This window comes from Microbacterium sp. HD4P20 (genome assembly GCF_019449275.2).
Taxonomy (GTDB): domain Bacteria; phylum Actinomycetota; class Actinomycetes; order Actinomycetales; family Microbacteriaceae; genus Microbacterium.
In genome coordinates this window covers 81476-102505 of the sequence record NZ_JAHZQZ020000010.1, presented here as the reverse complement: position 1 = coordinate 102505, position 21030 = coordinate 81476, and the positions used below count along the sequence as shown (strand labels likewise).

Here is a 21030-nt window from a genome sequence, read left to right as displayed (position 1 = left end):
TCATCCTTGACCTTCCGCATATTTGTTCTCGTCAACAACAATTGCGGTTTCAGCGTAGCGTCGCCGTACAACGTTGCCAAGACCGTCGGTCAGGTTGCGCAACGGGCTACTCCAGCGCGGCGACGACCTCATCGAGATGCGCCCCGCGCGAGCCTTTGACCAGCACGACGTCTCTCGGCGAGAGGTTGGCGCGCAGCCAGTCGACCGCGGCCGCGTTGTCGGGCACGGCGACACCCCGTTCGCCGGCGGCGTCGGCGAGCGGGCGCACGTTCTCGCCGACACCCACCACGATGTCGGCCCGGGCGGCGGCGTACGCACCCGCGGAGCGGTGTTCGGACTCGCTGTGGTCGCCCAGTTCGAGAATCTCGCCGAGCACGGCGATGCGCCGCCCGCCGTTGATCGAGACCAGCGCGTCGATCGACGAGCGCACCGAGCCCGGGCTCGAGTTGTACGAGTCGTCGAGCAGGGTCGCGCCGTTCTCCAGCTCTTTCACCTCGAGCCGCTGCCCCGAGTCGGCCGCGGCCGCGAGTGCGGCGGCAGCCTGTTCGAGCGGAACCCCGTGCACCAGACCGGCGGCGGCCGCGGCTGCCGCGTTCAACGCCTGGTGCGCGCCGACGAGCGGCAGGGAGACCGCGGCCGCGGCATCCGCTGTTCGCAGGGCGAATTCCGGACGACCCAGACGGTCCAGCGTGACGTGCTGCACACGCACGTCGGCATCCTCGGCCCGACCGAACGTGAGCACCGGCCCGTCGGTGAGCGCGCGCATCGCCCGCACGCGCGCATCGTCGGCGTTGAGGATCGCCGTGCCGCCGGGCACGAGCCCTCGTACCAGCTCTGCCTTGCCCCGCGCGATAGCCGACCGCGATCCGAACTCACCCAGGTGAGCCTTGCCCACGTTCAGCACGATGGCGACGTCCGGGGCGACCATGCCGGTCAGCGTCGCGATGTCTCCGACCCGACGCGCACCCATCTCGAGCACGAGGAAGCGCGTGTGCGGCTGGGCGCGCAGCATGGTGATCGGCACCCCGAGCGCATTGTTGAAGTTTCCGAGTGTCGCCACCGTCGGAGCGAGCGAGCCGAGCACCGCCGCGGTGAGGTCTTTCGTGCTCGTCTTGCCTTGCGAGCCGGTGATCCCGATCACCGTCATCTCCGGGCGCAGCCCCGCGACGACGTGCGTGGCGAGCGACTGCAGGGCTCGCGCCGAGTCGCCCGCGACGACCGTGGGCAAGGTCGTGCGGCGCGTGCCCAGGACGGCGACGGCGCCGGCTCGCTCCGCCTGCTCCGCGAAGTCGTGCCCATCGGCGTGCTCGCCCGCGAACGCGACGAAGAGCCCCCCGGTCTCCGCGCGTCGGCCGTCGAGCACCGCCGGCGCCGTCACCGTCACTGCCACATCGCCCTCGACCCGGCCGCCGACGATCTGCGCGATCTCGGCGAGGCTGAGGGGAATCATGAACGCATCCCCGGCTGCGCGATCGGAAAGTCGAAGTAGGTGTCGGGATACGGCTCATCGCACAGCGTGTAGTGCCACCACTCGGTGTCGTAAGAAACGAATCCGGATGCCTCCATCGCGGCACGCAGCCGCCTCCGGTTGCCCGTCTCGAGGCGCGTGAGCCCTCGCGCATCGTGGTGCGAGACGGGATCCATCAGGTCGTGGCCACCGCCCATGGCAGCCAGGTCGCCGGTGTCGAGGTGAAAGAGCGTCAGGTCGACCGTGCTGCCACGACTGTGCCCGGACTTCGTCGCGACATAGCCCCTCTCGAAGATCGCATCCCTGTCGAGGTTCGGGTAGTGACGCGACTTGGTGCGGCCGTCCTCGGGCCGCTGCGCCCAGCGCGTGAAGCTGTCGACGGCCCGCTGGGGACGATAGCCGTCCCACAGCAGCAGGCCGAATCCGAGCTGGGCGGCATGCTCCCGCGCGACGCGGAGCGCCTCGCAGAGCGAGCGGGTACCGACGATGCGGTTGGCCGAGTAGCCGTCCACGGGCCGGCCGGTGAAGTTGTCCCACGTGGCGTACTTCGCATCCCAACGGATGCCGGGCACCACCTCATCGACGAAGGCGAAGTCGCGGTTCATCGCCGAGCCCCCTCCATCGCCTCGGTCGCGAGTCGGTCGATGAGCTCGGAAAGCGGGATGCCAGCGGCGGCCATCATGCGCGGGTACCGGCTGTACGAGGTCATACCCGGCATCGTGTTGACTTCGTTGAGGATGACGGCGCCCTCTTCGGTCAGGAACAGGTCGACCCGGGCGATCCCGCTGCACCCCAGCGCCCGGTAGATCGCCTCGGCGGTGGCCTGCACCAACCGCCGTGAGGGAGCGGGGATGTCGGCCGGCACGATCGGCGTCGAGTTCTCGGAGCCCGTCTCGGGAGCGCTCTCCTGATGGATGCGGAAGAACCCGCCCGACAGCGCGATGCGGTCGACCTCGCCGACGGTCAGCTCGCGGCCGCTCCCCATGACCGCGCACCCCACCTCGCTGCCCACCACCGCGGCTTCGATCAGCACCTTCTCGTCGTATCGACGTGCCGCGGCCACCGCCGCGTCGAATCCCTCGGGACCGGTGACTTTGCTGACACCGAACGACGACCCGGAGCGAGCGGGCTTGACGAAGACGGGATAGCGGATCGCCCGCGGATCGATGTCCTCCCCCCGCGAGAGCACCCAGAAGTCGGGCGTGGCGATCCCCGCGGCGCGCGCGACGACATACGCGAGCGACTTGTCCATGCACACGGCGGAGGACTGGATGCCACAGCCGACGTACGGAATGCCCGAGAGCTCGAGCAGGCCCTGGATCGCGCCGTCCTCACCGAACCTGCCGTGCAGCACCGGCAGCACCACGTCCAGCCCGATCGCCTGGTAACCCTCGTCCCCCAGGACGAGAAGCCCCCGGGTCCCGGGATCCGGCGAGAGCACCACAGGACGCGACGAGCCCGAGTCCCAGCCGTCGCCGGGATCGTCGCACAGCCGCCAGGCGCCCTCCGGGGTGATGCCGACGTAGAACGGCTCGTACTTCTCGAGGTCCAGGTGCGCCGCCACCTCGCGTGCGGACTTCAGCGAGATCGGATGCTCCTCCGATCGACCGCCGAACAGCACGCCGATCCGGGTTCTAGCCATGGTGTCTCCCTTCAAATCGCAGGCAGTTGCTGAGCGAGTTCTCGACCATGTCGCGCAGCGCTCGCTCGGTGAAATACGCGGAGTGGGGGCTGATGATCACGTTCGGCAGCATCTGCAGGCGCCGCAGCCGCTCGCTCTCGACGGGCCGGCCGCGATGATCCGCATAGAAGACGCCCTCCTCTCCTTCGACGACGTCCAGCGCGGCACCGCCGACGCGGCCCGCCTCCAGCGCCCGAATCAGCGCATCGGTGTCGATGAGGGGGCCGCGCGCGGTGTTGACGACGACGGCGCCGGACTTGAGCTGGCCGATCCGCTGCCCATCCAGGAGGTGATGTGTCTCGCGTGTGAGTGGGGTGTGCAACGTCACGATGTCGCTCTCGCGCAGCAGCTGGTCGAGCGGCACGTCCTGGCCTGGGTTCGTCTGCCGCTGATCGTGCGCGAGGATGCGGCATCCGAATCCGCGCAGTCGATCGATGACGGCCGCGCCGATCCGCCCCGTTCCGATCACTCCGACGGTGAGGTCGCCGAGTTCGCGACCGCGCGTCTCGGGCAGCCGGAAGTCGTGCGCGGCGACGCGGCGCAGGACGGAAGCGGCGTGCCGCACCGCCATGAGCATCAGCATGAGCGTGTAGTCCGCGACGCTTGCGGGCGAGTACGCCACGTTCTCGACGCGGATGCCGAGGCTCTCGGCCGCGGCCACGTCGATGTGGTCGTAGCCGATGCTGCGTGTGGAGATGTACTCCACACCGGCGCGGCGCAGCGCCGTCAGGTGCGATGCCGTGATGTCGCTCTTGTGCCCGACGCTGATGCAGCGGCTGCCCACGGCGAGTTCGATCGTCGCCTCTGAGACCGCGGCCCCGGTGATGACAGGTGTGACGTCGAGCCTCGGTGCCACCTCCCGGAGCAGCATCGCCTCGTCCACGTCGCACCCGAAGGCGGTGACTTCGAGACTGGCGGTCGGACGCCCGGCGCCGGACCCATGCCCGGGACGAGCGGATCCGACGAGGAACGAGGGCGGCGGCATCCCGAAGCTGCCGGTTCGCGCGGTAGGGGGAACGACCATGCGTTCAGTCAAGACAGCGGGCCGTTGTCACCCCGTATGCGCTTTCCGATATGCGGGCGATATTTCGCGTCGAGCTACGGGCGCCGGTACCGGAGGGTGACGACCTGAAAGGGTCGCAGGGTGAGCGTCACCCGATCCGGTTGCCCGTCGATCGGCGCCGCGCCCACGAGAGGTCGCTCGAGGAGATCCACGACCTGCACGTGTTCGACGACGGCATCGGTGGCCACGACGGTCGAGCGGCGCCCCCCGCTCGATTCGTACAGTCGCACGACGAGGTCTCCGCTGCGATCCTCGGCCAGCTTGATCGTCTCGATTCGCACGGCTGGGTCGGCTGACCGCACCAGAGGCGTGATAGCACGCCCGCCGACGGCCTCGCGGAGTGAGCGGTCCAATCGATGCCCCTCCGCGGCCGCGTCCGCGAGTGACGCCTCCGGTCGGAGCGCGAAGCGGAGCGTGTGCCGCCCCTGATCGGACTGCGGGTCGGGGAACGTGGGTGCGCGCAGCACAGACAGTCCCACCCAGGTCGTCGTGCCGCCATCGGAGCGAGTGTCGCGCGAGACGGAGTGTCCGAACGTCGAGTCGTTCGCGATGGCCACCCCGTAGCCCTCCTCGGCGACGCGCAGCCAGCGATGTGCCACGAACTCGAATCGAGCCTCGTCCCAGGACGTGTTGGCGTGAGTGGGGCGATCGAGGTGGCCGAACTGGATCTCGGACGTCGACCGGTCGGCGTGCACGTCCAAGGGGAAGACGAGCTTGAGCAGCTTGTGCCGTTCACGCCATTCCACGTCGAGTGTGATGTCGACGGCCGCCTCGCCCGGCGCCAGCGCGATCGTCTCCACGGCGACGGACGCTCCGAACCGCCGGGTGGCCTCGACCACGGCGACCCCGTCGCGGACGGACGCCGTGATGCGCTCGACGGTGGCGAGGTCGACGGCGGAGTGGCGATAGTGCCGGTCGATGTCCCACGCATCCCATTTGTCGGGCACGTCGCGGTGAAGGCGCAGCAGGGCGGCGCGTTCGCCGGGGGCGATGGCGTCGCGGCCGGACGCGCCGCGGACGGAGCGGAGGAGTCCATCCGCGTCCACGACGACACGCACCTCCCCGTTGTCCAGCACCCAGCCCCCGGCCTCGGGATGGATCGTCGCGGGGGGAGGATTGCGTGACGGCGCCTCGCCGAGGGCACCTGCTGCCACTCCTGCGAGCGCGACCGGCGCCGAGTTCGCCAGAAGGCGCCGCGGGCCGTCGCCGGCGACCGCACGCAGCGCCTCGCCGACGATCCGATCGAGCTCTTCGCTCAGCCGTTCGTAGTCCGCTTCCGCCTCGCGGTGCACCCACGAGATGGAGCTGCCAGGGAGGATGTCGTGAAACTGCAGCAGAAGCGTCCGCTGCCAGATCCGCTCGAGCGCGTCGTACGGATACGGGTGGTCCGCGGTGATGGCGGCAGTCGTCGCCCAGAGCTCCGCCTCGCGCAGAAGCCGCTCCACCCGACGATTCCCCTGCTTGGTGCGCAGCTGGCTGGTGAGGGTTCCACGGTGCAGCTCGAGGTACATCTCTCCCGACCACACCGGCAGGTCGTTGTCGCGCTCGGTGCGTGCCCGATCGTAGAACTCGCGCGGCGTGCCGAGTCGCACCCGGGGAGACCCATCGAGGTCGGCTTGGCGGTGCGCGGCCGCGATCATCTCGCGCGTCGGACCTCCGCCCCCGTCGCCCCACCCGAAAGGAGCGAGCGAGACGGTCCCTGCTCCGTGGTCGCGGTAGGTCCGCTGCGCGTGCGCCAACTCGGCCGGCGACAGTTCAGCGTTGTAGGTTTCGATCGGCGGGAAATGCGTGAAGACCCGCGTGCCGTCGATGCCCTCCCACCAGAACGTGTGGTGGGGCATGGCGTTCGTCTGATTCCACGAGATCTTCTGAGTCATGAACCAGTCCGAGCCTGAGAGCCGGATGAGCTGCGGCAGGGATGCGCTGTACCCGAACGTGTCAGGGAGCCACACCTCGGTCGTCTCGACGCCGAACTCCTGCAGGAAGAACCGCTTGCCGTGCACGAGCTGACGCACGGTCGACTCACCACCGGGCATGTTCGTATCGGGCTCGACCCACTGCCCGCCCACGGGCACGAACTGACCGGAAGCAACCTTCTCGCGGATGCGCGCGAACAGATCGGGGTGACTCTCCTTGATCCACGCGAGCTGCTGCGCAGACGAACAGGCGAAGCGGAAGTCGGGATGCTCGTCCATCAGCGCGACGACATTGGAGAAGGTGCGGGCGGTCTTGCGCACCGTCTCTCGTACCGGCCACAGCCACGCCGAGTCGATGTGCGCGTGACCTGTCGCGACGAGGGTGTGGGCGCTCGGTGCCGAACGGGCTGCGAGAACCGGCGCGAGAGCTGCCCGGGCTGAGGTTGCGGTCGCCGCGACCGCGTCCGGATCGGCGGCATCCAGCATCCGGTCCAGCGCCGCCCACAGCTGTGCGGTGCGGGGGTTCTCGCTGGGAAGCTGTTCGGCGAGGCCGCGCACGACATCGATGTCCTGGAGCAGTTCCCAGATCTCCCGGTCGATGAGCACGAGCTCGAGTCGCCGAAGCCGGTAGAGCTCTTCCTCACCGGCAGTGGCCTTGTCGCCGAGACCCGTCGTCACCCAGTGGGACTCGGGCTGGATCCGGGGGTTCGCCGCCAGCTCGAGGAAGACGTCGATCGAGCCACCGGCATCGACAGGCACGTGGGAATTGCGAGGAGAGACGCCTTTGATGATCGTCCCGTCGGAGCGGAACGCGAGTGCTTCTGCTTGGAAGCCCGGGGCGGTCCGGTCGAACCCGAGATCTATCGCGATCTCGGCGCGCCGGCGGGAGTCGAGAATCCAGTCGGCGGGAACCGTCCCGCGCACGCGCAGCCAGTGCGTGCCCCAGGGCTTCCCCCAGCACGTGCCGACGGCGAAGGGCTCGAATGCCTGTCGGCGGGCATCATCGAAGCGGACCGGCTCGCCGGGCACGGCCCAGCCGGAGATGTCGAGTTCGGCGGTGCGCAGCTGCACCGCGTCGCGGAGGCTCTCCTCGACGAATCGGGTCAGGCGGTCTCGAACGCGCCGGGGATCGGAGTGCATCGCGTTCCCCCGTCAGCGCGCGAACACGGTCGCCGTCGGCCTGTCAGAACCAGCGGCCACCGAGAAGCCGACCGGAAAAAGCGGGTCTGCGGTGTCGTTGGGAACGTCCTCTCGCGATCCACGCACCGCCTCCATCGAGCGCGGGATCTCGAACGGCAGGTTCCCCCGGGGCGTCATGCGGCCGGTGAGCGCTGCGACCAGTGCCGCATCGCTCGACCCGAAAGTGGCGAGCAGCACCGACGCCACCGGAACCAGCGGGGTGAGGATCGCAGGACGATCCAGCGCGACGTCGAGCACCAGCGGAATGCCGTCGGCGAGGCGGGCAAGGCGAGCGACGAGTCCCGGACGAAATTCCAGCGAGCCCTGGCGGAAGCGAGACTCGAAGAGCAGGTCGTCGCGCGGGTCATACGGGGCGGCGATGCGTACCAGGGCCAGGTCGGCTTCCTCGGGCGTATCGACCACCGTTCCCAGCGCCTCGGCCTCGGCCGGGTCCATCCCCTCGACGTACACCCGACGGTGGCGTGATGGTGCGAACGGAAGAAGCGGAGCACCGTTGCGTCCGGCGTCCTGGAGGACCGTGATGGCCGCAGCCTGCGCGCGGAGCCCCGCCGCGCGGAAGTCGGCGCGACCCACGATGTCGTCGGCGGCCTCCTCGTCGACGAACGGGTCGTCGAAGAGGCCGAGCCGGAACTTGAGTTCGAGCAGGCGCCGCGCCGACGCGTCGATACGCGACTCGCTCACTCTGCCCGAGCGCACGAGATCGATCAGCAGATCGACGCACTCCTCTCCCCCGAACTGATCGCAGCCCGCCTCGAGCACCATGAGGAGCCGCTCTTGCGGGCTGAGGTGCTCGACACCCCACGCCTTGGCCGGGAGCACCTGCCCCTGGGCGACGTTGTCGTTGACGAGCTCCCAGTCGGTGACGACCACGCCATCGAACCCCAGCTCCTCGCGGAGAAGTCCGGTCACGATCTGCCGGTTGTAGCCGAACCCCACGGATTCGATCGGGATGCCGTTGCGCTCCAGTCCGACCGGCATCCCGTAGTACGGCATCATCCCGGCGGTTCCCGCATCGATAGCGCTGCGGAACGGCTCGAGGTGCACGTCGAATGCGCCTCCGGGATAGACCTGCTCGCGCCCATAAGGGAAGTGCGCGTCTTCGCCATCCTGCTGGGGCCCCGCCCCTGGAAAGTGCTTGGTGACGCATGCGACCGACTCCGGCCCGACAGCGGAACCCTGGAGGCCGGCGATGTACGCGGTGAGCGCACGCGAAGTGCGCCCGGGGTCGGATCCGAAGGTGTGAAGCTGGCGGCCCCATCGCGGTTCGGTGGCGAGGTCGACCTGGGGGTGAAGGGCCATCCGGATTCCCACGGCCCGGTATTCGCGGCGTGCGATGTCGGCGAACTCACGGATGTCGTCGTCCCCCAGCGCCGCCAGTCCCAGCGGCTCCGGCCACTGCGAGAACGAACCGGCCGCGAACGACGCCCCCTCGTTCTCGAAGAATCCGTGGCGGGGGTCGGAGCTGATGGTGACCGGGATTCCGTGCGGAGTCTCGGCGGCGAGCCGCTGCAGCGCGTTGGCCCAGCGCGCCGCGTCCCGTGCGCGACCGAGAGCATGCACATTGAAGTGGTTCATCCGTTTGCCGAGCACGACCGCGCTCGTCGGCGACTTGCTCAGCGCGCCCGGCGTCTCCAGGAGGGTACCCTCGGGCCCGGCTTCGATCACCGTGTGGAACATGAGCCCCACCTTCTCCTCGAGGCTCAGACGCGGGAGCAGGTCGCTCGCGCGCTCGACGGGATCGAGGCGAGGATCCTCGTACGGATCGAGCCGCCCATTGCCGTTGAGGTCACGCCAGACGAGGTCGGTGGGCGGATCGGACGGAAGACGTGCGTGCACGGTGCGAGTTCCTTTCGGGTCGGGCAGATCAGCCCTTGAGGCCGGTGAAGCCGATTCCCCGCACGATCGATCGCTGGAAGATGAGGAAGATGAGGATCGGCGGGATGCTGGCGATGAGCATGCCTGCGATGAGGTAGGCCGGATCTGTCGCCTGTGCCAGGCGGGGCAGTGCCACGGCCAGCGGCTGTGTGGCTGGGTCGGTCAGCACGATCAGCGGCCAGAGGAATTCCTTCCACGCCGTCATGATCGACAGCAGAGACACGACCGCGAGGATCGGTCGCGACATGGGAAGCACAATCCGCCAGAAGATCGTCCACCAACCGGCCCCGTCCAGCTGGGCGGCCTCGAACAGATCGCGCGGGATCTCTTCGAAGAACTGCTTCACCAGGAGGATCGTGAAGGCGTTCGCCCCGGCCGGGAGCCACACCGCCCATGGCGTGTCGGTGAGTCCGATTCCGAGCAGGGGCAGATCGAGCACCGTCAGATAGAGCGCGATGAGGGTCACCGTTGCAGGAACGAACAGGGTCACGAGGAACGCGCCGTACACGAACCGGCCGTACCAGGGGCGGATGACGGCGAGCGCGAAACCGGCCGTCGCCGACACGGTCAGCTGGACCACCCACGAGCCACCGACGAGCACGACGGTGTTCATCAGGTAGTGACCGATATCGAGCAGGTCCCAGGCGGTCGGGATGTTCTCCCAGCGCGCGGGTTCGGGGATGAGGCTGAGAGGGCGCTGCACCAGATCGGTGGTCGTCGATATCGCGGCGCGCACCATCCAGACGATCGGGATCGCGCCGAACGCGACGAGGCCGGCGAAGAGGGCGACGTGCATCGCCCGCCATCCGACGAAGATCCTGGGACGCCGCCAGTCGAAGGACGAGAGGAGACCGCGCTCGTGTGCGCGGCGCTCGGGCCGCCACCTGGCGCGCGCGGGCGCGGGCGCCGTCATCGGGAGCTCCAGGAACGGGTCAGCCGCAAGTACACGGCGGAGACGATGATGAGGACGATCGCGAGCAAGACGCTGAGCGCGGTCGCGACGCCGTAATTGCCGAACAGGAAGGCGTAGCGGTAGATCATCAAGAGGATCGTCACCGTAGCGTTCGCGGGCCCACCGTCGGTCATCACGTAGGGCTCGGTGAACACCTGTATCGCGCCGATGATCTGCAGGAGAAGGAGCACCAGGATGATGCCGCGCATCTGCGGGAGCGTGATGTAGCGCACGCGTTGCCATACCGATGCGCCGTCGAGTTCGGCCGCCTCATACAGCTCTGTGCTGACACCAGCGAGGGCCGCGAGGTAGATGAGGATCGCCGTGCCCGCGCCGGACCACGTGGCGACGATCACCAAGCTGGGCATCGCCAGCTCGGGGGACTGAAGCCAGGGGAGCGGACCGATCCCGACCAGAGCCAGGAGGGAGTTGACGACTCCGGTCTCTCCGGGGCTGAAGAAGACCTTCCACAAGAGCACGGCGACGACCGGGGGAACGACGACGGGCAGGTAAGCCAGGACGCGTGCAAGTGTGCCCCCGCGGCGAAGTTCTGACATGAGGACTGCGCAGACCAGCGGCACGGGCAGGCCGATCGCAAGCGACAGGACCGTGAACCACAGGGTGTTCAGTGCGGCCTTCGGGAGGAGCGGATCCGCCAAGAGGATCTCGAAGTTGCGCAGCCCCACCCATTGGGCAGGCTCGATGAGGTTCGTCTGCTGGAACGCGAGGGCCGCGCTCTGGAGGATCGGCCACCACGCGAAGTAGCCGAAGGTGACCAACGCCGGGATGAGGAACAGCAGCGCGGCGATCGCGGCGCGGCGCCGTTGCGGATTGCGCCTGCGCACCGAGCCCACGGCCTGAGCGGCACGGTCGACCGTGCCGCTCAGGCGCTCGGGGGCGATCGTCATGAGGCGTACTGGGCCAGGATCGCGTTCACGCGGGTCTCGGCATCGGCGAGAAGCGTCTCGATGTCGGCGTTGGGGTCGGTCAGGATCGCCTGGACGACGGGGTCCAGCGCCGCATAGATCTCCTGGGATGCCACCTCGGGCTCTGGCACGTACTCGAGGGCACCGAGCGACTCGACGTACGGGTCGAAGTTCTCCACCGGGACATTGACGTACTCAGCGATCGCATCACGATACTCGGCGTAGGCCTCATCGCTGAAGATCGGCAACACGGGGACGCCCACCGGCAAACCATCGGCTGCCGAGGCCTCCGCCGTCTCTGCCGCGACCTCGAGGTCGTAATTCGGCCGGAGCGCTCGCCAATCGATCCATTTGACCGCGGCTTCCTTCTCCGCCTCGGTCGCGGCGGCGTTCACCATGAGCACTGTGGCCCCCGCGAGCGTCGCGTCCGCCCCACCCTGCGGCATCGGACCGGCTCCGAACGCCTCCGGGTCGCCCCCGGCCGCAATGTAGTTCGGGTAGACGTCGGGCGGAGCGCTCACCCACATGCCGACATTGCCGGCGGTGAATTCGGCGACGAGGTCCTCCTGCTTGCCGAGCACGTTGTCGCCCAGGGAGTCGTCCTCCCAGCGCATCGCCTTCCACAGCTCGAGCACCTCACGCGCAGCGTCGTCGTTGAACGCGGCGCTCCACTCTCCGTTCGAATCCTGCTCGATGATCCGGCCACCGAACGTGTAGTCGTATCCGGTGAGATGCCACCCGCCACTGTTGTTGGTCGTGATCTCGCCGAAGCCGGTCTTGCCCGTGGTCTCGGCGATCTGCGCCGCGTATTCGCGCACCTCGTCCCACGTCTCGGGCGGGCTGTCGGGATCGAGTCCCGCCTGCTCGAACAGATCCCTGTTGTAGACGAGGCCGAACGCATAGCTCTTCTCGGGGATGCCGTAGACCGCGCCGTCGCGCTCGAGAAACTGCATGACTCGCGGGTTGAGGTCGTCGAAGCTCTCGAGCTCGGCCGCCGCGTCGGCGATGTCGGCGACCTGGCCGCGCTCGATCAACGCCGGCGGCTCGGTGAGGGGAACGCGAAGGAGCGTGGGCGCGCTGCCTCCGGCGAGTCTCGTCGCGAACGTCTTCGCGTCCCACGGGACGTCGGACGCCTCGATGGTGATGTTCGGGTTGGCTTCTTCGAACGCGGCGACCTGCCGCTCGAAGAGCTCGACCGCTGCCGTGTTGGTGGCTGGCGGCTTTCCCATGATCGAGATGGTGACCTTCTCGTCTTGGGCTGAGGGTGGGGCATCGTTCGATCCGCTGCTGCAGGCCGCAGTGCCTGCGAGCAGCGGGACCGCGACAATTGCTGCGAGGGCGCCCCGGGTGCGCTGGTGCATGATTCCTCCGTTCGGACGCGACCGCCTGTTGCGGTCGCGGAGCCGCCGACGAAGGCGGAGCCGGAAGGGCCGGTCACACCGCGTCGTGCGTCTTGGCCAGTATGGGGACCGTTTGATCACTTTGCAAGCTTTGAGATCAAATCTTTCCATCTAACTTTCTAACTTGTGAAGTTTGTGGCTGGTGTGCTCTTATTGCCTCCATGGCACACGTCATCGAGGACCCGGCCGGACTGGGCCCGCCCGCCGGCCTGCTCCTGATGAGCGCGCGCACATTCACCGACCTCTTCGACTCAGGCCGCCTGGCACGCCTGCACCGACTGCTGGACCTGAACACCCCCGAACGCCTGGACGATCTGAGCGGCCCGGATGCCGCTGCCCGGCTCGCCGGTGTCGAGATCCTGGTGACCGGGTGGGGCTCGCCCATCCTCGGGCCAGAAGTCCTCGACACCGCGCCGGCGCTTCGCGCGGTCATCCACACCGGCGGCTCGGTCAAGCAGCACCTCTCGCCGGCATTCTGGGACCGCGGCATCCTCGTCACGAGTGCAGCCGACGCGAACGCGATTCCCGTCGCCGAATTCACGCTGGCGACGATTCTGCTCGAAGGAAAGCGGGCGTCGCAGTACGTGGAGGGGTACCGCCGCCATCGCGACGGCGGCGGTCGGTGGCGGGACTCCATCCCGCCGGTGGTCAACTTCGGCGGCACAGTGGGCGTCATCGGATTGTCGAGGGTCGGCCGTCGAGTCGCCGAGTTGCTGCGGCCGTTCGACTTCGAGGTGCTCGTTGCGGATCCGCACGTCGGCCAGGCCGACGCAGCCGCGGTCGGCGCCCGCCTTGTGGACCTCGACACGATGCTCGCGCTGAGCGACATCGTCACCGTGCACGCTCCCGAACTGCCCGACACCCACCACCTCCTGGACGCGCGACGGATCGCCCTCCTACGGCCCCACGCCGTCGTGATCAACACCGCGCGAGGATCCCTCGTCGACACCGATGCTCTCGTCCACCGCTGCCGGGCCGGCACCTTGCGAGCGATCCTCGACGTCACCGACCCCGAACCCCTGCCATCGGATTCGGTGCTCTTCGACACGCCGGGGATCGTCCTGAGCCCTCACATCGCCGGCGCGATGCACGCCGAGACCAGGCGTCTCGCCGACTCGGCACTCGACGAGATCGAGCGGCTGCGCCGGGGACTCCCGCCGGCGCACCGTGTCTCGGGATCCTCGCTCGGCATCATCGCCTGACCCGTACCGCGGGGACGCGGGTCAGGTCGTGTCGGTGGTGCGGTGCGCACGAAGCTTCGGCCACCGTCGTCACCGGCGTCGCCCGTACCGACAAGAATCAGATCGATTGAAAGATTTGTAAACATTGCGCTAACTGAAGTGTTCGTTTCTGGCAGGCATGATCGAAACCGATCGCGGCGTTATGATGGGGATCGAATTCAGCCTCGGGAAGGGGTCGGCATGCTCGCAGCCGAGCGTCGCGCACGGATCCTCGACCGCGCTCAGCAGGACGGTGCCGTGCGCATCGCGTCGCTCGTCGACGACATCGGCGTCTCGCATGTCACCATCCGGCGGGACCTGGACGCACTCGTCGCCGAGCACCTCCTCGAGAAGGTGCGCGGCGGCGCTGTCCTCCGAAGTGATCACATTCCGCTCTCGACGCGCGAGACCTTCACCGGCACGATCGGGGTCGTGGTTCCGACGTCGTACTACTACCGCTATGTCGTGGAGGGAATCGACGACGCGCTGGTCGCCGGCGAGATGAAGCTCGTGATCTCGGAGTACGACCTCGACGAAGAGTATCGGCTCATCGACGAACTCGTCCGCGAGGGCGTCGACGGGCTCCTGTGGGTGCCAACGGTCTCAGAGCGCGAGGCGCCTGCCGAGTTCCGGGAGAGAGTCGAACGGCTCCAGATCCCCGTGGTGTTCGTCGAGCGCGAGATGCCGGGGGGCGGCCTCGGCTCGGTGTCGTCGGTGCGCTCCGCCCATGAGCGCGGCGCCCATAGTGCTCTCAGTCACCTGCATGATCTTGGGCATCGTCGTCTGGTGATGGTGAGCCGCGGAAGATCCCAGAGCTCAGAGTTCGTCCGGCGCGGGTGGCGCGACGCGGTGGACCGATTGGGTCTGGACGAGCAGAGCACGATTCTCGGACCGGGCGAGCTCGGCGCGGGGCCACGGTGGGAGCGCGGAAGCGCGGACGTGGTGCTCGACACTGTGGAGCGTATCGGCGCCACGGCCCTCTTCTGCCACGGCGACGAGAATTCGCTGTTCGGTCTTCTGCAGAGCGCGCGCGCTCGCGGACTCTCCGTGCCCGATCGGCTGTCGATCGTCGCTTACGACGACGACGTCTCGGCGCGCGCCGATCCCCCGATCTCCGCTGTCGCTCCCGACCGCCGACGCGTGGGCGCTCTGGCGACGCGCCTGCTCGTCGATCTCATCCGCGAGCCGAGTGCCGAGCCGCCTCTGCAGATCCAAGTCGAACCCCGCTTGATTCTGCGCTCTTCGACCGCCAACGCGCCCGGGTCGGACGGCGGAGCTCAGAGTGCGCCATAGGGCGCGGTCCTCGAACGCGGACGCTCCTACTCCGTAGTGCCCGGTTCGGGTACGAGCCGCAGGCCGCTGCCGCTGTTCGCGGAGGCCGCGAGCGCGTCGAGCCAGGCCCTGTTCAAATCACGCGCCCGCGGCTTGTCGAAGCTGAAGTAGAGCGAAGAACCCTTCGAGATCCAGACCGTGCCGTAGATCCCCGGCGCATCGTGCGCGACGTCGCCGTGGACATCGGGCTCGTTCTCCCAGTTGAAACTGAAGCTCTCGTCGCGACGGAGCTTAGTGACGATGACGAAGCGCAGGTGCTCCAGTGCCCAGTCATCGATGGCGATCGCGGGGGCAACGCCGTAGATCAGATGACCCATGCTCACACCCCGCGGAGGTCGATGTCTTCGTGATCGAGCATGCCGCCGTCCACCTCGGCCTGCACCGTAGGGGGCCGGTTCAGGCGCTCGATGCACCCGTGAAGGTACCGAACCGCTTCCGCGTTGTCGGGAGGGATGACGGTCGAGTTCGTCGACTCGACCGTCATCGCGCTGGTCGCAGTGAGCAGCAACGCCGCATCCACCGTGTTCCCGTCGGCTCCGATCGCTCGCACGGTCACCGTGTCGGCGTGAAACCCCTCCGCAAGAAGCCGCGCGTACTCCAGCAGCGCGTCGGCGACGTCATCCCCCATCAGCAGGGACTTCTCGGCGTACATCACGTGCTTCATGCCCACACCGTAGAACTCGGAACCCTTCCTGGCATGGGCCTTGACATTCGCGGCAAACGACGACCAAAGGTCACCGTTGCCGACAACCCCCGCAGATCGGCGGGGATCCGGTCAGCCCGTCACGACGATCGCGCGGCCCGTGATCTCGCCGCGCGCGAGGGCCTGGTACGCGGCATCCGCATCGTCCAGCGAGAATCGCCTCGTCACGGCGCGCTGGACGTCGTATCCGCCCTCTGCGGCCAGCGCGGCGACGCGGGGCAGGTCGCGGCGCGTGCGCGCGCCGAACGAACCGCGCACGGTGTGCCCGCGTCGCACCAGCTGGGTGATCGGCACCCGCCCGACGGCGGCACCCGCCGCAATGCCCACCGCGACCATGCGACCGCCGTCGGCCAGGAGGGTGATCGCCTGCTCGAACGTCTCGCTGCGTCCGAGCGCCTCGAACGCGATGTCGACACCGCCGGGGACGATCGCGCGGACGGCGGCGGCGGCATCCGTCGTCGCGGAGTTGACCACCGCAGTCGCGCCCAGTTCCGTCGCCGCGGCGAGCTTCTCGTCGCTGACGTCGATCGCGATGACGTGTGCGGCGCCGAGATGAGCGGCGAGTTGGACGATGCTCGACCCGACGCCGCCGGTGGCGACGACGGCGACCGACTCGCCCGATTCGAGCCCCGACGCCGCGAGCGCTCCGTACGCGGTGAAGGCGGCGCACCCCAGGACCGCCGACTCCTCGAGAGGCAGTCCTTCTGGAAGCCGCGTGATCGCCGTCGCCGGGATCACGCTGTACTCGGCGAGCCCGGCCATCGAGTACATCGAGAGCCGGCTCCCGTCGGCGCGGCGCAGGCGCGACGTGCCGTCGAGGAGATTGCCGCCGAGTCGGTTCTCGCGGAAGAAGGTGGAGCACATGTCGTCACGACCGCGACGACACAGGTCGCACGTGCCGCACGGCATGATGAAGGCTCCGATCACGCTGTCGCCGACGTGGAAGCCTTCGACGTCGTCGCCGATCGCCACGATCACACCGCTGACCTCGTGGCCGAGCACGGCCGGCCCCGGAAAGGCGACTTCGCCCTTCAGGACGTGGAGGTCGGTGTGGCAGACGCCGCACGCGGCGACACGGATGAGGACCTCACCCCGAAGCGGCTGGGGCGTGCGGATCTGCTCGATCTGCAGACGTGCTTCTCCGCCGTCCCAGACGGCGGCCTTCATCAGCTCGGGGACGTCGGTGACCATTCGCTGTTCCTCTCGAATCTCTGCCTCACGGGCTCGGGGAAGGGGACGCCGGACCGGTGGTCGAGCGTACGACCAGCTCGGGGTCCAGCGTCACCGACGAGGGCTCCCCGCCGCGCGTGAGGTCGCGCAGGAGCGTGGTGGCCGTGCGTCCCATGAGCCGCCGCGGCTGGTTCACGCTGGTCAGCGCGATGGGCTGCAGCTGCGCGAGGATCGTGTTGTCGTAGCCGACGACCGACAGATCGGTCGGCCAGCGAAGGTTCAGGTCGGCTGCCGCACCGAGCACGCCCAGTGCCGCGAGGTCGTTGGACGCGAGGATGGCCGTGGGCCGCCGAGCCGCGGTGAGCATCTCGCGGCCGGCCGCGTACCCGCCCTCCTGATTGGGAGCAGCCGACGCGATGTGCGCACGGTCGGCCAGGCCCACGCCGGTCATTGCGGCGAGGAAGGCGTCCTCGCGGGCTCGAGCTCCGGGATTCTCGCCGGCCGCGACGAACCCGATCTCGCGGTGGCCCAGCGCCAGCAAGTGGTCCAGCGCGACGCGCACACCGCGCTCGTCGTCGGTGAGCACGCGTCCGGTTCCGACGGGCCGAGGCCCCGGTCGCCCGACGATCACCGTCGGCACGGCCAGGGCGATCGCCTCGATGTCTTCCGTGCTCATGGTCGGCGTGATCAGGATCACGCCCTCTGCCCGCAGCTCGGCGAACGCTTCGGCTGCGGCCTTCTCTTTGGACGGGTCGCGCTCGCCGCTCGCGATGAGCACCTGGTGACGGAAGTCCTCCGCCGCCTCGAGGATGCCGTCGATCACCTCCGTGTAGAACGGATTGTGCAGGTCCGACACGAGCACGCCGAACGTGTCGGTGCGCTGACTGGCGAGCTGACGAGCCGCCGCATTCGGCCGATAGCCCAGGCGGCGCATGGCATCGTGCACGGCGCGCTTGCGCTTGTCGCCGACCTTCTCGGGGTGCTGGAGCACCAGGGAGACCAGCGACCTCGACACGTTCGCCTCGCGCGCGACATCCGACATCGTGGGCCGTCGCGTGCCGGACGACCCCGCGGTGGCGGTCATCCCTTCACCGCCCCGGAGGTGAGTCCGGCGACGAAGTACTTCTGCAAGAAGGCGAACAGCAGCGCGACCGGGATGATGGCCACGACCGAGCCGGCCATCAGCAGGTCCCATTCGGTGGCGAACTGGCTGCGCATGCTCGCCAAACCTACCGGGATGGTGCGCAGGTCGGCATCATTGACGGCGAGCGACGGCCAGGCGAACTCGCCCCACGTCCACATGAACTTCAGCACCGCGAGCGTCCCGTACATCGCCAGGGCGTTGGGCACAAGCACGGACCACAGCGTGCGCAGGCGGGAAGCGCCGTCGATGAACGCCGCCTCGTCGAGCTCGCGCGGCATCGCCATGAACGTCTGCCGCAGCAGGAAGATGCCGGTCGGACTGACGACATAGGGCGCGATGAGGGCCGCATAGGAGTTGAGCCAGCCGAGGTCGCGCATCTGGATGTACAGCGGCACGAGGATGACCTGGGCCGGGATCATGATCGCCGCGACCACCAGCAGCAGCACGATCGGCTTGCCCCAGAAGTTCATGCGGGCCAGCGGATACGCGATGAGGCTGTCGAAGACGAGATTGGCAAGGACGACGACGATGCAGACGACGAGCGAGTTGACGAACCAGCGCGCGAAGTCCTTCTGCTCGAAGAGGCGTGCGTAGTTGTCGAGTGTCGCGTCCGCGAAGGCGAACACGTCCATCTGGGCGCCGAGCAGGTTCTGCAGCGGCTGCAGGGACGCCAGCACCATCCAGACGAACGGCACCCCGCAGAACAGGACGATGCCCACGAGTGCGGCCACGTAGCCCGTGCGTTTCAGTGCGCCGTTCATGCCGTGACCTTCCGTCGGGCGATCAGCTGGAGGGTGAGCGGGATGAGCACGAGCAGGAACAGCACGGCGGTGCCCGCCGCGGCGAATCCGATGTCGATCTGCATGCGCGTGTAGAGGAACGTGATGATGGTGAGGGTGGCGTTGCCTGGACCGCCCTCGGTCATCACCCAGACCTGGTCGAAAACCTTGAACGAGTTGAAGATCAGCAGCACGAGAACGAAGAGGTTGACGGCGCCGAGCATGGGGAACTTGACCCGCCAGAAGGTCTGCGTGGCGCTGGCACCGTCGATCGAGGCCGCTTCTTCGATCTCGCGGGGAATCTGCTGGAGTCCGCCCAGGAGGACGAGCATGTAGATGCCGAAGTCCTTCCAGACCGACACGAGCATGACCGACGGCAGCGCGAGGGCGGGATCCTGCAACCACGCCGGCCCGTCGATCCCGAAGACGGCGAGCATCTGGTTCAGCGGCCCGCCGGTGGGTTCGTAGATGAACTTCCAGATGACCCCGGCCACGACCATCGGGATGATGGCGGGCAGGAGCGACACGGTGCGGACCGCTTTGACGCCCGCGATCGCCTTGTTGAGCATGACCGCGGTGCCGAGTGAGAGCGCGTAGGCGGTCACCGAGACTCCCACGGTATAGACCAGCGTCACCATCAGCGACTGATGGAAGGTCTCGGATGCGATCAGCCGCTCATACTGCAGCGTTCCGACGAACTTCGGATCGCCGAGGAGGTTCCACTGGAAGAAGCTCAGCCCGAACGCCTGTCCGAGCGGCCAGTAAAGGAAGGCGACGAGCGGGATGAGCCCCGGGAGCATGAACAGCCACGCAGAGACACCTTCGCGCCGCGCCGCGCTCATCCCGCGTCGTCGCGCCCCCATCAGTAGCTCGCCACCTCGAGCGCCTCGTCCACCGCAGCATCGATCGCGGCAAGCGCGTCGTCGATGGACATGTCGCCGTTGATGGCCGCCACGATGTACTGCTTCTGCGCTTCCCATCGGGCTGCTTGCGCGTAGCGCTCGGCGACGATGTTCGACAGGCTGGCGCGCTGGAGCTGCTCCAGCAGCGCGCCGCGGTTGGGATCGGCCTCGATGAGCCCCTCGACCTGTTCGCGGACGTCGTCGCTGACCTTGTCGAGCTCGTAGGCGAACAGCGGCGCCTTCTCCATGTACCGCACGCCCTGCTCGGGCGAGGTCATCCACTTCATGAAGGTGCCGGCGGCTTCGAGCTCTTCGGAGGCGGCGTTGGCGACCAGGAACTCGCCGTCGGTGTACGAGCTCGCCGTGTCGGGGCCTTCCGGCATGGGTGCCAGCCCCCACTCGTCCTCCAACGTGGATGCCTCGATCTCGGGCAGGTGCAGCTGCTGGAACGTGAACATCGCGACAGTGCCGTCGATGAACCCGCCCTTGGCGCTCGGACCGGGGGTCGTGATGCCTTCCTCGACGAAGCTGCGCAGATACTCCAGCGCCTCACGGCCGGACTGGGAGTCGGCGTTCGCCTTCGTGAGGTCGTCGATCAGCTGCTCACCGCCGGCCTGGTAGAAGAAGTTCGCCCAGGTGTGGTTGATCGCGTTGAGGTGATCGTCCATTCCCTTGATCTGGAAGCCCATGACGGGATCACCCGCCGCGGCGGACTCGGTGGTGATGGTGGCCGCGGCTTCCTTCAGCTCGTCCCACGTCTCGGGTGGCCCGTCGAACCCGTACTGCTCGAGCACGGTGGCGTTGTAGTAGAGGACGTTGGTGTAATAGCCGATCGGCACGCCGTAGACCTCGCCGTCGTAGCCGGCTGCGGCCTCGATGATGTCGAGGAAGGGGTCGACGTCCTCCGGGGTGTATCCGAGGTCGTCCAGGGAGGCGAGCGATCCCGACGAGAGGAAGTCCTGGTTCACCGGCGCCATGATGAACACATCGGGGCCGGTCCCGGCTCCGACCGCCTGGATGATCTTGTCGCGCCCATCGGCCCACTGCAGGCCGGTGAGCTCCACCACGATGTCGTCTTGACTCTCGTTGAACTCGTCGACGTATGCGGCGACATCCTCTTCGGTGTGGCCGCCGAACGGCATGCTCCAGAACTCGATCGTCACGGGCCCGTCGTCCTGGTCGTCTCCGGTGTCTCCGCTGTCGCCGCCGGCGCACCCGGCGATCATCAGGGTGAGGCCGGCCGCGGCCGCGATTCCAGACGCTGCTCTGCGTAGAAACATCGTCGTCTCCTTCTCTCTT

18 protein-coding genes are annotated in these 21030 nt (G+C 68.2%); 2 read left to right on the top strand and 16 right to left on the bottom strand.

Annotated features, from left to right (window positions below; genetic code table 11):
- Window positions 1–106 precede the first annotated feature (106 nt).
- From murF to K0817_RS02620, 9 genes are all read right to left on the bottom strand, one after another.
- Complete coding sequence (gene murF, locus K0817_RS02660; protein ID WP_219979813.1) at window positions 107–1450, bottom strand: UDP-N-acetylmuramoyl-tripeptide--D-alanyl-D-alanine ligase; 1344 nt, start codon at window positions 1448–1450, stop codon at window positions 107–109.
- Window positions 1447–2073, bottom strand: a complete 627-nt coding sequence (vanX, locus tag K0817_RS02655) for a D-Ala-D-Ala dipeptidase VanX (protein ID WP_219979812.1) — start codon at window positions 2071–2073, stop codon at window positions 1447–1449. The genes murF and vanX overlap by 4 nt, the downstream gene beginning before the upstream one ends.
- Entirely contained in the window at window positions 2070–3110 is a 1041-nt protein-coding gene (gene vanA / locus K0817_RS02650; protein WP_219979811.1) for a D-alanine--(R)-lactate ligase, read from the bottom strand. Before vanA ends, vanX begins: the two co-directional genes overlap by 4 nt.
- The gene (locus K0817_RS02645; protein WP_253735149.1) at window positions 3103–4020 is read right to left on the bottom strand and encodes an NAD(P)-dependent oxidoreductase; all 918 of its coding nucleotides are present in this window, start codon (window positions 4018–4020) and stop codon (window positions 3103–3105) included. The genes vanA and K0817_RS02645 overlap by 8 nt, the downstream gene beginning before the upstream one ends.
- Before the next feature lie 227 nt (window positions 4021–4247).
- The gene (locus tag K0817_RS02640; protein ID WP_219979810.1) at window positions 4248–7268 is read right to left on the bottom strand and encodes a glycoside hydrolase family 38 C-terminal domain-containing protein; all 3021 of its coding nucleotides are present in this window, start codon (window positions 7266–7268) and stop codon (window positions 4248–4250) included.
- A 12-nt stretch (window positions 7269–7280) separates the two neighbouring features.
- Window positions 7281–9164: a glycoside hydrolase family 3 protein gene (locus K0817_RS02635; RefSeq protein ID WP_219979809.1), complete on the bottom strand. Its 1884-nt coding sequence runs from the start codon at window positions 9162–9164 to the stop codon at window positions 7281–7283.
- Window positions 9165–9192: 28 nt separating this feature from the next.
- Entirely contained in the window at window positions 9193–10116 is a 924-nt protein-coding gene (locus tag K0817_RS02630) for a carbohydrate ABC transporter permease (protein WP_219979808.1), read from the bottom strand.
- Complete coding sequence (locus tag K0817_RS02625; protein WP_219979807.1) at window positions 10113–11063, bottom strand: carbohydrate ABC transporter permease; 951 nt, start codon at window positions 11061–11063, stop codon at window positions 10113–10115. The genes K0817_RS02630 and K0817_RS02625 overlap by 4 nt, the downstream gene beginning before the upstream one ends.
- Complete coding sequence (locus K0817_RS02620; RefSeq protein WP_219979806.1) at window positions 11060–12310, bottom strand: ABC transporter substrate-binding protein; 1251 nt, start codon at window positions 12308–12310, stop codon at window positions 11060–11062. Before K0817_RS02620 ends, K0817_RS02625 begins: the two co-directional genes overlap by 4 nt.
- A gap of 332 nt (window positions 12311–12642) precedes the next feature.
- On the opposite strand from K0817_RS02620, the gene K0817_RS02615 reads away from it, so the two are divergent.
- Together K0817_RS02615 and K0817_RS02610 are read left to right on the top strand one after the other, a co-directional pair.
- Window positions 12643–13683, top strand: coding sequence for a hydroxyacid dehydrogenase (locus K0817_RS02615; RefSeq protein WP_253735136.1), 1041 nt, complete (start codon window positions 12643–12645; stop codon window positions 13681–13683).
- 219 nt (window positions 13684–13902) lie between these two features.
- A complete protein-coding gene (locus K0817_RS02610) occupies window positions 13903–14994 on the top strand; it encodes a LacI family DNA-binding transcriptional regulator (RefSeq protein WP_219979805.1) in 1092 nt (363 codons plus the stop codon).
- Window positions 14995–15020: 26 nt separating this feature from the next.
- Here the strand turns inward: K0817_RS02610 and K0817_RS02605 are convergent, their stop codons facing one another.
- From K0817_RS02605 to K0817_RS02575, 7 genes are all read right to left on the bottom strand, one after another.
- On the bottom strand, window positions 15021–15350 hold the full coding sequence (locus tag K0817_RS02605) for a hypothetical protein (protein WP_219979804.1): 330 nt from the start codon (window positions 15348–15350) through the stop codon (window positions 15021–15023).
- 2 nt (window positions 15351–15352) lie between these two features.
- Window positions 15353–15697, bottom strand: a complete 345-nt coding sequence (locus tag K0817_RS02600) for a hypothetical protein (RefSeq protein WP_219979803.1) — start codon at window positions 15695–15697, stop codon at window positions 15353–15355.
- A gap of 111 nt (window positions 15698–15808) precedes the next feature.
- Window positions 15809–16927 (bottom strand): zinc-binding dehydrogenase, encoded by a 1119-nt coding sequence (locus K0817_RS02595; RefSeq protein WP_219979802.1) that lies wholly within the window; start codon window positions 16925–16927, stop codon window positions 15809–15811.
- 25 nt (window positions 16928–16952) lie between these two features.
- A complete protein-coding gene (locus K0817_RS02590) occupies window positions 16953–17990 on the bottom strand; it encodes a LacI family DNA-binding transcriptional regulator (protein WP_219979801.1) in 1038 nt (345 codons plus the stop codon).
- Window positions 17987–18811 (bottom strand): carbohydrate ABC transporter permease, encoded by an 825-nt coding sequence (locus K0817_RS02585; protein WP_219979800.1) that lies wholly within the window; start codon window positions 18809–18811, stop codon window positions 17987–17989. The genes K0817_RS02590 and K0817_RS02585 overlap by 4 nt, the downstream gene beginning before the upstream one ends.
- Window positions 18808–19671: a carbohydrate ABC transporter permease gene (locus K0817_RS02580; protein ID WP_219979799.1), complete on the bottom strand. Its 864-nt coding sequence runs from the start codon at window positions 19669–19671 to the stop codon at window positions 18808–18810. The genes K0817_RS02585 and K0817_RS02580 overlap by 4 nt, the downstream gene beginning before the upstream one ends.
- 20 nt (window positions 19672–19691) lie before the next feature.
- Window positions 19692–21011 carry an extracellular solute-binding protein gene (locus K0817_RS02575; RefSeq protein WP_219979798.1) on the bottom strand — a complete coding sequence of 440 codons (1320 nt, stop codon included), beginning with the start codon at window positions 21009–21011 and terminating at the stop codon, window positions 19692–19694.
- Between the last annotated feature and the right edge of the window lie 19 nt (window positions 21012–21030).

Bases quoted from the DNA above. Each gene is read 5' to 3' on its own strand.
- K0817_RS02605 (WP_219979804.1), bottom strand. From the start codon at position 15,350: ATGGGTCATCTGATCTACGGCGTTGCCCCCGCGATCGCCATCGATGAC.
- murF (WP_219979813.1), bottom strand. From the start codon at position 1,450: ATGATTCCCCTCAGCCTCGCCGAGATCGCGCAGATCGTCGGCGGCCGG.
- K0817_RS02610 (WP_219979805.1), top strand. From the start codon at position 13,903: ATGCTCGCAGCCGAGCGTCGCGCACGGATCCTCGACCGCGCTCAGCAG.
- K0817_RS02600 (WP_219979803.1), bottom strand. From the start codon at position 15,697: ATGAAGCACGTGATGTACGCCGAGAAGTCCCTGCTGATGGGGGATGAC.
- K0817_RS02575 (WP_219979798.1), bottom strand. From the start codon at position 21,011: ATGTTTCTACGCAGAGCAGCGTCTGGAATCGCGGCCGCGGCCGGCCTC.
- K0817_RS02585 (WP_219979800.1), bottom strand. From the start codon at position 18,811: ATGAACGGCGCACTGAAACGCACGGGCTACGTGGCCGCACTCGTGGGC.
- K0817_RS02620 (WP_219979806.1), bottom strand. From the start codon at position 12,310: ATGGGAAAGCCGCCAGCCACCAACACGGCAGCGGTCGAGCTCTTCGAG.
- K0817_RS02590 (WP_219979801.1), bottom strand. From the start codon at position 17,990: ATGACCGCCACCGCGGGGTCGTCCGGCACGCGACGGCCCACGATGTCG.
- K0817_RS02640 (WP_219979810.1), bottom strand. From the start codon at position 7,268: ATGCACTCCGATCCCCGGCGCGTTCGAGACCGCCTGACCCGATTCGTC.
- K0817_RS02625 (WP_219979807.1), bottom strand. From the start codon at position 11,063: ATGACGATCGCCCCCGAGCGCCTGAGCGGCACGGTCGACCGTGCCGCT.
- vanA (WP_219979811.1), bottom strand. From the start codon at position 3,110: ATGGCTAGAACCCGGATCGGCGTGCTGTTCGGCGGTCGATCGGAGGAG.
- vanX (WP_219979812.1), bottom strand. From the start codon at position 2,073: ATGAACCGCGACTTCGCCTTCGTCGATGAGGTGGTGCCCGGCATCCGT.
- K0817_RS02615 (WP_253735136.1), top strand. From the start codon at position 12,643: ATGGCACACGTCATCGAGGACCCGGCCGGACTGGGCCCGCCCGCCGGC.
- K0817_RS02630 (WP_219979808.1), bottom strand. From the start codon at position 10,116: ATGACGGCGCCCGCGCCCGCGCGCGCCAGGTGGCGGCCCGAGCGCCGC.
- K0817_RS02580 (WP_219979799.1), bottom strand. From the start codon at position 19,671: ATGAGCGCGGCGCGGCGCGAAGGTGTCTCTGCGTGGCTGTTCATGCTC.
- K0817_RS02595 (WP_219979802.1), bottom strand. From the start codon at position 16,927: ATGGTCACCGACGTCCCCGAGCTGATGAAGGCCGCCGTCTGGGACGGC.
- K0817_RS02645 (WP_253735149.1), bottom strand. From the start codon at position 4,020: ATGCTGCTCCGGGAGGTGGCACCGAGGCTCGACGTCACACCTGTCATC.